We start from the raw sequence: 12,137 nt of genomic DNA, 5'->3' as shown, positions 1-12,137 counted from the left end.
GGGAATGAAACCGAATGAACTTGACGGTGTTTGGAATTGGCTATGTCGGCTTGGTGCAGGCGGCGGTGCTTGCCGAGGTTGGCCACCAGGTTGTTTGCGTCGATATCGACGCAAACAAGGTGGAGCGGCTCAATCAGGGCCTCGTTCCGATCTTCGAGCCGGGTCTTGAAACCATCGTCAGGGAGAATCACGCCGCCGGCCGCATCAAGTTCACCACCGATGCGGCGGCAGCCGTCAGGCACGGCGAAATCCAGATGATCGCGGTCGGCACGCCGCCCGGCGAAGATGGTTCGGCCGACCTCAAATATGTGCTGGCGGTCGCCGAGACCATCGGCCGCGAGATGGATACCGCCAAGATCGTCGTCGGCAAGTCGACCGTGCCGGTCGGCACCTGCGAAAAGGTGAAGGCCAGGATCGCCGAGACGCTGAAGAAGCGGGGCCGCGAGGATCTGAGCTTCGACGTCGCCTCCAATCCCGAATTCCTCAAGGAGGGCTCCGCGGTCGCCGACTGCATGAAGCCCGACCGCATCATCGTCGGCACGTCGAGCGAGGAGACCGAGGCGGTGATGCGCGAACTTTATGCGCCCTTCAACCGCAACCACGAGAAGATGATCGTGATGGACGTGCGCAGCGCCGAATTCACGAAATACGCCGCCAATTGCATGCTGGCGACCAAGATCAGCTTCATGAACGAGATGGCCAATCTCGCCGAGCAACTCGGCGCCGACATCGAGGAAGTGCGCCAGGGCATCGGCAGCGACCCGCGCATCGGCTACCACTTCATCTATCCGGGTCTCGGCTATGGCGGCTCGTGCTTTCCCAAGGACGTCCGCGCCCTGATCAAGACCGCCGAGGGCGTCAAGTACGACGCCAAGCTGCTGCGCGCCGTCGAGGAGCGCAACAATGATCAGAAATCCGTTCTGTTCGACAAGGTGCACCGCTATTTCAAGGGTAACCTCAAGGGCAAGACCTTCGCGCTGTGGGGCCTGGCCTTCAAGCCCAACACCGACGACATGCGCGAGGCGCCCGCGCGCGTGCTGATGGAGGCGCTCTGGAACGCCGGCGCGGCCGTGCAGGCCTATGATCCCGAGGCCATGCAGGAATGCCAGGCCATCTACGGGCTGCGCGACGACCTGCTGTTGTGCGGCACCAAGGAGGCGGCCCTGCGCGGCGCCGATGCGCTGCTGATCGCCACCGAATGGAAGAGTTTTCGCGCACCGTCCTTCGATGCGCTGAAGGATGCGCTGACCACGCCGGTCATCTTCGATGGCCGCAACCTTTACGATCCCAAGGTCGTGGCGCGCCACGGCATCGAATATCACTCGATCGGCAGAATGGCGGCATGAGATCGGGCGCGGAGAGCCGAAAGCAGGATCGGGCCAAACGCCCGGCGTAGAAGGAATTGTAGCTGATGGTGCTGGACGTAAAGCCCGAGCAAGTCACCAAAGATCATTTCGATGTTGTCGCGATCGGTTCCGGCTTCGGTTCGGCTTTCTTCCTGCATGAATTCGCCAGGCGGCGTAAGGCGCGCATCCTGGTTCTGGAGTGGGGTCGCCACAACACGCATGAATGGCAGCTTGACCAGAACGTCAACACCGACATAGACGACGAGACGACCTACAGCACCAATTCCGACAAGCCGTGGAATTACACGATCGGGCTGGGTGGCGGGACCAATTGCTGGTTCGCGCAGACGCCAAGATTCCACCCCAATGATTTCAGGCTGAAAAGCACCTACGGCGTCGGCAATGACTGGCCGATCAGCTACGACGATGTCGAGCCGTTCTATTGCGACGCCGAAGACATCATGTCGATCTCCGGCGATCCCGACATGGCGGCGATGCTGCCGCGCTCGAAGCCCTTTCCGCAGCCACCGCATCGCATGTCGACGCCGGACAGGATGATGAAGGCGGCCCAGCCCGACCAGCATTTCGTCATGCCGACCGCACGGGCGCGCGTGCCGACCGCGCAACGCAGCTCCTGCTGCGCCAATCTGCGCTGCTGGCTGTGCCCGGTCGATGCCAAGTTCACCGCCAATAACGGCCTGATGCATGTCTTCGAGCATCCCGACGTTTCGGTCTGCCTCGGCTCCGAAGTGCGGCGGCTCGACCATGTCGGCGGCACGGTCCGTTCGGTCGCCTTCGTGCATGAGGGCAGGGAATATCAGGTAAGCGGCGGCCTCTTCGTTCTCGGCGCCAATGCCATCCAGAGCGCGGCGATCATGCTGCGCTCGGGCCTGGGCGATGAATTCGTCGGGCGCGGCCTGCATGAATCCTATGGCTGGAATTTCGAGGTCTATCTCGACGGCGTCGACAATTTCGACGGCAGCACCATCACCACCGGCCTGAATTTCGGCCTCTATGACGGTCCGCACCGGTCCGAGCACGCGGCGGCCCTCGTTTATTTCGAGAACCGCTGGCAGCACGGGATGCGCGCAGAGAAGGGCCGGCTGCGCCAGGCGCTGCCGCTGGTCGTGGTCACCGAGAACCTGCTCGATCACGAGAATTTCGTCACCCTCGACGAGGCTGACAACGCCTTCGTCTCCTTCAAGGCGCCGTCGGACTATGCCGTCAAAGGCATGGCCCGGGCGCTGGACAAATTGCCCGGACTGCTTGCCCCGTTGCCTGTCGAACGGCTCTTCGACCGCGGCATCCGCCCAACGGAATCGCATGTCCAGGGCACGTTGCGGATGGGCACCGGCCCGGCCGATTCGGTGATCGACAGCAACATGATCCATCACCGGTTGAGAAACTTGGTCGTCGTCGGCACCAGCACCTATCCAAGCTGCTCCTGCGCCAACCCGAGCCTGACCGCGGCAGCTTTGTCCCTGCGCGCGGCGAGCCGGATGGCGTGACGGGAAGGGAAGGAGGTAACCGATGATGGAAATCTCACGGCGCTCGGTCTTGGCCATCATGGCTGGTGGAGTTGCATCGACTGGCGTGACCTTCGCGGCGGTGTCTTCGTTTTCGGACGAGGACCTGGTTCGCGTCACGCTCGAAAAATATCTCGGCGGGTTGAACATGCGCATCGAGCACCTGCAGCAGTTCGTGCTGGAGTTCCGCAACCGCAATCCGTGGCTGTTTCCCAGCGAAAAACTGGGCGACGCCGTCACTTTGCTCGAGACGGTGAAGCTCGGCCAGGCACGCAAGTTGTTGCCAAAGCGGAAGCAGCGCGACCTCCGGCATTTCGACCGCTGGGTCGTGGCCGAATTTCACATGTTGACGGACTACGCCTCGCGCAGTTCGCCTAGTGATCCCATCCGGTTCACCGGATGGCAGCCATGCACAAATCCGTTCGCGACGCTTGATCCGCTAAAGACTGCGTGAGGCTGCACTTGACGCTGCCGTTCATCGGCCGTGGGCATTGAAACGCGATAGACGAGGAGCCAGGACCATGAAAGTTCTCTTTGCAGGCGGCAATGGCTACCCACCGGAGTTCAGCGGCGGCGTCCAGTCGAGCACTCATCATCTGGCCGAGCAGTTGATCGAGCATGGGCATGAGGCCGCGGTGCTCGCCGCGCTGTTTGGCGATGGTGTCTTCGGCTTCAAGGCGCGTGCCAAGATGAAGCTTTTGCGCCAGCCGGCGGTCGTCGACAGTTTTCCCGGCTACCCGGTGATCCGGGCGTGGTTTCCCTGGGAGGCGGCGGCCTTCGCCGTCAACAGGGTCAAGCCGGATGTGGCGGTGGTCCAGTGTCACAAGTCGGTTCCACTCGGCAAGGCGTTGCAGGCCAAGGGCGTGCCGCTGGTCGTCTACCTCCGCAACGTCGAGTTTCACGAGCTTGGGGGCGACCTGCGCGACCTGCGCTCGGCGCTCTACATCGCCAATTCCGAATTCACCGCGCGTACCTACGCCAGGGAGTTCGGCATCGAGGCGGCGGTGATCCCTCCGACCATCAATCCGGCCCACTACAGCACGCCGACCTCAGGCCAGTTCGTCACCCTGATCAACCCTTATGAGGAAAAGGGCTTCGAGCTTGCGGTGCGGATCGCCGCCGCGTGCCCCGAAATCCCGTTCCTGTTCGTCGAAAGCTGGAAGCTGGCGGACGATCACCGGGCACGCATCGAACAGACGATCACGCCGCTCGGCAATGTCACGCTGGAGAACCGCACCAGTGACATGAAGACGGTCTATGGCCGCACCCGGATCCTGCTGGCGCCCAGCAAATGGGAAGAGGCCTGGGGGCGGGTTGCCTCGGAGGCCCATTGCAGCGGCATTCCGGTCGTCGGTTCGCGCCGCGGTGGCCTGCCGGAAGCGGTCGGCCCTGGCGGCACGGTGCTCGACTATGATGCCCCGCTCGCCGACTGGGTCGCGGCCGTCAGGCTCTTGTGGAACGACAACAAGGAATATCAGCGGGTCTCGGCCCTCGCGCGCGGCTTCGCTGGCCGGCCGGAACTCGACCCCGACCGTCAGTTCGGCACCTTCTTCTCGATACTGGACAGGGCGGTGCAGCAGCGCGCACGCCAGGCCGCGTAGCCAAGCAGCGACGCGATCGGTTCTGCATCAGGCTGGGCGCTTGACCCTGTTCTTCAGCGTTTCATAGCCGCGTGCACCGAGCAGGGCGCGGGCAATGGTCTTGGCGGCGCTCTTGCGGCCCTCCTGCGAGTTGACCTGGCGCAGCCTCGCCGGCAGGTTTCGCGCGGCTTGGCCAAGTGCTGGCAGCGACAGCGCATCGGGAAAACTGACCATGTGCGTTTCGACGCACAGGACCGGTTTCCCCGATAGTTTGGCAATCCTCAGCGCCTGGGCATGTTCGCTTTCGATGAACAGGATGGCGTCGGATTTGCGATAGAAATCGGCCTTGAAACTGCCATGCGCGCCAAGCCGCTGGCGCTCCGCCTTGCTCGGCAGATCGAGCATGATCAGCTTGTCGTACTTGATCTCGTGCTTGGCGAGCCACGCCTCCGTCAACGCACGGTATTTCTCGAGCCGGCTGGTGACCAGCCAGCCGATCTTGTGGGTCACGGCATGAAGCGGCCGCGCCTCGCTGAGGAATTTTTCATAGGCCGGCCCGTCGTCGTTCTCGGCCTCGGTCGGATCGAGACACAGCACCCCGTCTATATCGACACAGCATCGCGCCAGGAATTTATGATGCATGAAGTTCCACTGGAACATGCGCGGATGCGGCACGACCTCGAACACCAGATCGGTCTCCTGATGCTCCGGCTCCAGGCCGAAGACGGCGGCGAAGGTGTAGTCAGCCTCGATACCGCCGCTCTTGATGCGGGCACGGGCGTCGCGCATCGCATTGCCGCCGGCGATGCTGTCGTCGATCACCAGCACCTTGCGCATGTCCGAAACCTTGCGGTCCAGGGCCGCGCGGCGCTTGGTGATGCCTGACGTGTAGACCCTGCCTTCGAGGAAGGAGTCCAGGTCGGTCATCGGAATGTTGGCCGCAAGGCTGACCAGCGTCGCCGCCAGCACGCCGCTTCTGGGCACGCCGACCACCAAGTCGATGTCGCGTGGCAGCCGGTGAAGGTTGCTCACGATGGCGTCGTTCATGTCGGAGATCGATCGGTAGTGCATGGATCAGGCCTGATGCTCGGGTGGGATATGGAATAGACGACAAAGGCGCCGAAATTATTGCGCCTCGCGCGGCGTCGCCGCCGGCGCCCTTGCCGGCAGCATTTTCAAGGCCTCCCGCAAGGCTTCGCGCCCGGCGGCGAAGGTCAGCGCGACGACGATGGTGATCGCGTAGGCCAGGATGACGCCGCTTGCCAAGGCGACGACATGCTGCTGCGGCAGCATCGGCTTGACCAGCCAGACCGCCCCAAGCGCCAGATGCGCGCCAATCACGAACGGCGCTGCCGTGCGCAGCACATGGCTGGCTCGCAGCGGTCCGCTCTTGCCGACATAGAGCCATAGGAAGGGCGTGCGCAGATACTCGCTGACCGCATAGGCGACCGCCACGCCGAGCGCGCCGTAGGGCAGGCCGAGCGCGAAGGCAAGCACCGAGGTCACCGCCGTGATGATGCCCCAGCGCATGAAGTCGCCGGACCGGCCCTGGCTGACGAAAAGCCAACCAGCCGGATTGTTGAGCGGCTGCAGCAGGCCGGCAAAGCCGAGCGCCAGGAAGATCGAGGCGCTGGCGCGCCACTGCTCGCCGAGCACGAAGGGGATCAGCACATCCGACATCGCGGTGGCGAAAGCGACGCCGGGCAGCGCCACCAGAAGGATCAGCGGCATCACGCGCAAATAGGCGCTGCGATAGCGGTCCGGCTCGTCCTTCAGTCGCGACAGCGCCGGCACCATCACCTTCGACAGCGGATTGGTGATCTGGCTGAGCGGGAACAGGAGCAGCTTGTAGGCGCGGTCGTAGAGTCCGAGCTGGGCCTCGCCCCAGTATTTGCCGATCAACACGTTGTCGAGATTGCGGGCGAAGAAATTGGCGAAATTGAAACCGGTGATCCCGGCACCGAAATTGATCAGCTCGCTGATCCCGACGACCTTGCGCGGCATGCCTGGGCGCCAGCGCGAACTGGCCCAGTAGCACAGCGTCGGCAGCACCGCGCCGGTCAGCGTGCCTGCAAACAGCGCCCAGTAGGAACGGTCGATGAAAGTCCAGGCGATCGAGACGGCCAGACCCGCGACGGCCCCGGCGACGTCGATGATTGCCAGGCGGCCGAACTGCATGCGACGCGTCAGCAGCGCCAGATGCTGGGCTCCCAGGCCATAAGCAAGGATCTGCAATCCCAGTGCCGCCACCAGACCGGCGACGCGCGGCTCGCCATAGAACGCGGCGACCAGGGGTGCCGCGCCCGCGAGCACGCAGGCGAGGACCGCGCTGACGGCGACATTGATCCAGAAGAGGTAGTTCACCTCCTCATGCCGGATGCCCGATTTCTGGATGGTCGCCTGGGTCAGGCCGAAATCCTGGAACAGGGCGATGAAGGCGAGCACAGGAGCGCACATGGCCACGACGCCGAAATCCTGCGGCGACAGGAGTCGCGACAGCACGATGACGGAAATGATCTGCGTAGCGACCCGCACCGATTGCGCCATTGCGGTCACGACGGCACCGCGGCCGACCGATTTGCGCAGTGAGCCTTCCGGCGGATCGAATGGATTGGCTTCCAAATTCAGGATTCCTGATCTTTGCGCGGATTTCGGAGCCCCGAAATCCACAACCGCCGCCGACCACAAACTACGGCAATAATTTTGCAGTGCAACAGAAAACGTGGAACGGTGCGCCAAAAATGTTGCGATGCAGCAAGAGCTGTACTAGGCTTCCCCTGGGTGGGTCAAACAGCGGTCGAGTTTTCATGCTGCATGTCTTGTACCTGGTACATGATGTTTCCGACCCGGCGGTTCGCCGGCGGATCACGATGCTCAGGACAGGTGGCGCCCGGGTTACCCTGGCGGGCTTCCGCCGCGCCGCCACTCCGATTGCCGACATCGAAGGCTTGCGGCCAATCGACCTTGGCGCGACGCGCGACGGGCGATTCGCCCAGCGCCTGGTGGCGGTGGCAAAAACAGCGGTTTCGATAGGTTCGAAGCTCAGGGACGTGCCGAAGCCCGACATCATCATCGCGCGTAACCTGGAGATGCTGGCGCTGGCCCGCCGCGCCCGGTCGGCTTTCGGCGCCGCTGTCCCGATCGTCTATGAATGTCTCGACATTCACCGCCTGGTGCTTCGCGACGATGTCCTGGGTAAGGCGCTGCGCGCCACCGAGCGTCATCTGGCGCGGGATGTGCGGCTGCTGGTGACCAGTTCGCCCGCCTTCATCGCCAATTATTTCAAGCCTTTCCGCCAGGTCGCGGCGCCGGTTGAACTGGTCGAGAACAAATATTTCGAGGCGGCGGCGATTCTGCCGGCCGAGCGCGAGGCGGTGGAAGGACCTCTCGCCCCGCCGTGGCGGATCGGCTGGTTCGGGGCGCTCCGGTGCCGCCGTTCGCTCGAACTGCTGGCCGGTTTCACGCGTCACATGGAAGGCCGGTTCGAAATCGTCTTGCGCGGCCGTCCGGCACTTTCCGAGTTCCCGGATTTCCATGCCTTCGTCGATGCCGAACCTTACATGTCGTTTCGCGGGCCGTATCGCAACCCGGAGGACATGGCGGCGATCTATCACGACGTCCATTTCTCCTGGGCGATCGATTTCTTCGAGGAGGGACAGAACTCCGAATGGCTGCTGCCCAACCGCCTTTATGAAGGCTGCCGCTTCGGCGCGGTGCCGATCTCGATGGACAACACCGAGACCGGGCGGTTCCTGCGGCAGCGCGATATCGGCGTTTTGCTGCCGCAGGCCACGCCCGAAGCGCTCGAAACCGCGCTTGGCGGGATGGAACAGCACCGCTTCGGCAGGCTGAAGGCGCGCGTGCTGGCCCACAATCCGAGGATGTGGAGCTACGATCGCAGCGACTGCGGCGCCCTAGTCGAAAAACTGCGCCGCCTGACCACTGTGCGCGGGCCGCTCGCGACCGAGGCCCTGGCATAGGATGGAGATCGCCCGATGACGCAAGCGCTTGCCTCCACTCTGATCGTGATCCCGTGTCTCGACGAGGCGACTCATATCGGCGCGCTGCTCGACCAGCTTTGCCCGGCGGCGGAACGGCTCGGCGCGCGGATCGTCGTTGCCGATGGCGGCAGCACCGACGGCACGCTGGCCATTGTCGGCGAGCGCCAGAGGAACGATCCTCGCGTCATCCTGCTTCACAACGAAAAGCGCATCCAGAGCGCCGCGATCAACCTGGCGGTGGCCAAATTTGGCGAGGGTGCGCACTATCTTATCCGCATCGACGCCCATGGCGGCTATCCCGACGACTATTGCGACCGACTGGTCGAGGAGGCGTTGGCGACCGGCGCGGATTCGGTCGTGGTGTCGATGCTGACCAGCGGCAGCGGCACGGTGCAGAAAGCGGCGGCGGCGGCGCAGAACTCCAAGCTCGGCACCGGCGGCTCCAAGCATCGCCATCTCTCCGCCGGGGAGTGGGTCGACCACGGCCATCACGCACTGATGCGGATATCGGCCTTCCAGGCCGTTGGCGGCTATGACGAGACGTTCAGTCACAATGAGGATGCGGAACTCGACTATCGGCTGAGGCGGGCAGGCTACAGGATCTGGATGAGCGGCAGGACGCAGATGGTCTATTATCCGCGGACCTCGCTGCGCGGCCTTTATGTCCAGTATCTCGGCTATGGCCGCGGCCGCGCCAAGAATGTGCTGAAACATCGTGTGATCCCGAAGGTCAGGCAGATGGTGCCGCTGGCGGTCTTCCCGGTGGTTCTGCTGGCGGCCTTCTCCTTCCTGCACTGGATCGCGGCGCTGCCTCTGGTGCTGTGGGTGGCGGTTTGCCTGGGCTACGGCCTGGTGGCGGCCATCAGCCAGCGCAATGCCGATATCGCGCTTGCCGGCGTCTCGGCGATGGTCATGCATTTCGGCTGGTCCGTCGGCTTCTGGCTGCAGCTTCTCGGCCTCGGCACGCGGCGGAGGGCGGTGTGATGGCGGTTGAGGTCAAGCATCGCAGCATCGACATCGGCGTGTGCACATTCCGGCGGCCGGAACTGGCCGACACGCTGCGCTCGCTCGCCGCCCTGGCCATGCCTGACGGCTTCGAGGTCGGCGTCATCGTCGCCGACAATGACGACACGCCGAGCGCCAGGGACCTGGTGACGGTGCTGTCGCAGGAATTGAAGTTGCCGGTCCGCTACCGGCATTGCCCGGCCCGCAACATCTCGATCGCTCGCAACGCTTGTCTCGAGGCCAGCGAGGCCGATTTCCTGGCCTTCATCGACGACGACGAGACCGCTACGGCCCACTGGCTCGCCGAACTGGTGGCAACGGCCGAAAAAAGCGGCGCCGCCGCGGTTCTCGGCCCGGTGCGCGCGCTCTATCGTCCGGATGCGCCGGAATGGATGCGCCGCGGCGATTTCCATTCCACCTTGCCGGTCCGCGTGCACGGCGAAATCCGCACCGGCTACACCTGCAACGTCCTGCTGCGCAGGGCATCCGACAGCTTGCGCGGCCGCCGCTTCAGCCTGGCGCGCGGCCAGACCGGCGGCGAGGACACCGAATTCTTCGACCAGATGCACAAGGCAGGCGGCCGGATCACCTTTGCGCCGGAGGCATGGGTGGACGAGGCGGTGCCGAGGGCCAGGGCCGCATTCGACTGGCTCAGCCGCCGCCGCTTCCGGGTTGGCCAGACTCACGGCCATCTCCTGGGCCGCGGCGCCAGCGGCATCGCGCGAGTAAAGCAGGCCGGCCTTGCCGCGGCAAAGGCCGCTTTTTGCTTCGCCGCAGCACTTCCGGTTGCAGCCAGTCCGGTACGCAGGAACCGCAGCGTGTTGCGCGGCATCATGCATGTCGGCGTTGTCAGCGGTCTTGTCGGTGTCCGCGAACTGCGCCTCTATGGCCAGCCTTCACCAGGGGAAGGAGGCAAGCGTGCAGCCTGACATTTCGTCCGTGCCCGATGTTTCCTTTGTGATCGCCGCCTACAATGCCGAGGCAACCCTTGATAGGGCGGTCGCCAGCGCCATCGCCCAGAAGGGCGTCAGCCTCGAGATCATCGTCGTCGACGACAAGTCGCGTGATGCCACGCTTGATGTGGCGAGGGCCTATCCCGAGCATGTCGTGCGTGTCGTGGCGCTGGAAAAGAACAGGGGCCCCGGAGGGGCCAGGAATGCCGGGCTCGACGCCGCCCGCGGCAGGTGGATAGCGGTTCTCGATGCCGACGACGCCGTCTTTCCCGGACGCGTCGCCGCCATGATCGGCCGCGCCGAAAAGGCGGGCGCCGAGATCGCCGTCGACAATCTCCAGGTCGTCCGTGAGGACGGCGTGGTCGAGGACGCGATGTTCCCGCGCCAGTATCTGGAAGGCCTGCGCGAGATTTCGCTGGCCACCTACATCGCCGGCAACGTCGTCTTCGAATCGAAGTTCAATCTTGGCTATCTCAAGCCGATCTTCCTGCGCCGGTTCCTCGACGAAAACCGGCTTCGCTATGACGAGAAGCTGAGGATCGGCGAGGACTACATCCTGTTTGCCGAAGCCCTCGCCATGGGCGGCAGATGCGTGGTCGAGCCTGAAATCGGTTATGCCTATCATATCCGCAGCGGCTCCATCTCGCGCGTGCTCGAGCCTCATCATGTCGAGGCGATGCGCAAGGCCGACGAGATTTTCGCTCAAACCCATTCGATGGACGCGGCCGCGCAGGCGGCATTCGCCCGGCGCGGCCGCAGCCTGCGCAAGGCGGCCTCGTTCCTGGCGATGGTCCAGCACATCAAGGCGCGGTCCCCGCTCAAGGCGATTCGGACGGCGCTCAGCGACCCGGCGGCGGTCAGGCATATGGGCATGCCGATCGCCGTGCGGTTGCGAAGAGTAGCGGCACAGTTTGCCGTCGGGGCGGGGAGGTGAAGATGCAGGCACATGGAGGGATTTTTCGTGGCCTGTGAATGGACTGTAGTCGATCTCCTCAGAAGGAATTTGCGATGAAGAAAATCAGGAAGGCCGTGATACCAGTGGCGGGGCTTGGAACACGGTTCCTGCCGGCGACCAAGTCGATGCCGAAGGAAATGCTTCCCGTCGTCGACAGGCCCGTCGTGCAATATGCGGTGGACGAGGCCTTCGAGGCCGGCATCGAGCACATCGTCTTCGTCACCGGCCGCAACAAGGCGGTCATAGAGGACTATTTCGACCTGCATCCGGAATTGATCGGAACCCTGGAGCAAACTGGCAAGAAGACTCAGCTGGAGGCGCTCGAAAGCATGCTGCCGGTGGCCGGCGCCACCTCCTTCATCCGCCAGCAGTCGCCGCAAGGCCTCGGCCATGCCGTCTGGTGCGCCCGCGAGGTCATCGGCAACGAGCCCTTTGCCCTGCTTTTGCCTGACATGGTCTCCTTCGGCGGGCGCGGATGCCTGGCCGAGATCACCGACCTCTATGCGCAGACCGGCGGCAACGTCATCGCCGTCGAGCGTTGCGATCCCACCGAGACCAACAAATATGGCATTGTCGGCCGTGGCGCCGACATTGGCGGCGGTTTCGAGGTGACGGCCATGGTCGAAAAGCCGGCGCCGGCCAATGCGCCGTCGAACTTCTACATCAACGGCCGTTATATCCTGCAGCCCGAAATCTTCCAGCTTCTGGGCAACCAGCAGCGCGGCGCCGGCAACGAGATCCAGCTGACCGACGACAATGTTAGCCTGTCGC

General features: G+C 64.0%; 11 protein-coding genes. 9 read left to right on the top strand and 2 right to left on the bottom strand.

The annotated features are described in order from the left end of the window. Positions 1–14 precede the first annotated feature (14 nt). From FJ954_RS00055 to FJ954_RS00040, 4 genes are all read left to right on the top strand, one after another. Entirely contained in the window at positions 15–1,346 is a 1,332-nt protein-coding gene (locus tag FJ954_RS00055; RefSeq protein ID WP_015314220.1) for a UDP-glucose/GDP-mannose dehydrogenase family protein, read from the top strand. Between the two features lie 65 nt (positions 1,347–1,411). After that, positions 1,412–2,854: a GMC family oxidoreductase gene (locus FJ954_RS00050; protein ID WP_140660026.1), complete on the top strand. Its 1,443-nt coding sequence runs from the start codon at positions 1,412–1,414 to the stop codon at positions 2,852–2,854. A 22-nt stretch (positions 2,855–2,876) separates the two neighbouring features. Beyond that, a complete protein-coding gene (locus FJ954_RS00045) occupies positions 2,877–3,326 on the top strand; it encodes a hypothetical protein (RefSeq protein WP_140660025.1) in 450 nt (149 codons plus the stop codon). 67 nt (positions 3,327–3,393) lie between these two features. Further along, complete coding sequence (locus FJ954_RS00040) at positions 3,394–4,473, top strand: glycosyltransferase (protein WP_140660024.1); 1,080 nt, start codon at positions 3,394–3,396, stop codon at positions 4,471–4,473. Between the two features lie 27 nt (positions 4,474–4,500). On the opposite strand, the gene FJ954_RS00035 is transcribed toward FJ954_RS00040, so the two are convergent. Both FJ954_RS00035 and FJ954_RS00030 read right to left on the bottom strand, forming a co-directional pair. Continuing rightward, positions 4,501–5,523: a phosphoribosyltransferase family protein gene (locus FJ954_RS00035; protein WP_140660023.1), complete on the bottom strand. Its 1,023-nt coding sequence runs from the start codon at positions 5,521–5,523 to the stop codon at positions 4,501–4,503. Between the two features lie 54 nt (positions 5,524–5,577). Next, a complete protein-coding gene (locus FJ954_RS00030; RefSeq protein ID WP_140660022.1) occupies positions 5,578–7,074 on the bottom strand; it encodes a lipopolysaccharide biosynthesis protein in 1,497 nt (498 codons plus the stop codon). Between the two features lie 185 nt (positions 7,075–7,259). On the opposite strand from FJ954_RS00030, the gene FJ954_RS00025 reads away from it, so the two are divergent. From FJ954_RS00025 to FJ954_RS00005, 5 genes are all read left to right on the top strand, one after another. Further along, positions 7,260–8,432 carry a glycosyltransferase family 4 protein gene (locus FJ954_RS00025; RefSeq protein WP_140660021.1) on the top strand — a complete coding sequence of 391 codons (1,173 nt, stop codon included), beginning with the start codon at positions 7,260–7,262 and terminating at the stop codon, positions 8,430–8,432. A 15-nt stretch (positions 8,433–8,447) separates the two neighbouring features. Then, complete coding sequence (locus FJ954_RS00020; protein ID WP_140660020.1) at positions 8,448–9,437, top strand: glycosyltransferase family 2 protein; 990 nt, start codon at positions 8,448–8,450, stop codon at positions 9,435–9,437. Next, positions 9,437–10,387, top strand: a complete 951-nt coding sequence (locus FJ954_RS00015) for a glycosyltransferase family 2 protein (RefSeq protein ID WP_140660019.1) — start codon at positions 9,437–9,439, stop codon at positions 10,385–10,387. Before FJ954_RS00020 ends, FJ954_RS00015 begins: the two co-directional genes overlap by 1 nt. Next, entirely contained in the window at positions 10,377–11,345 is a 969-nt protein-coding gene (locus tag FJ954_RS00010) for a glycosyltransferase family 2 protein (RefSeq protein WP_140660018.1), read from the top strand. The genes FJ954_RS00015 and FJ954_RS00010 overlap by 11 nt, the downstream gene beginning before the upstream one ends. A 74-nt stretch (positions 11,346–11,419) precedes the next feature. Then, positions 11,420–12,137: UTP--glucose-1-phosphate uridylyltransferase (locus tag FJ954_RS00005; protein WP_140660017.1), on the top strand; the 718-nt coding region annotated here is incomplete at its 3' end.

Source organism: Mesorhizobium sp. B2-3-15, assembly GCF_006442875.1.
Classification (GTDB): Bacteria; Pseudomonadota; Alphaproteobacteria; order Rhizobiales; family Rhizobiaceae; genus Mesorhizobium; species Mesorhizobium australicum.
This window is presented reverse-complemented; position numbering and strand designations above follow the sequence as displayed.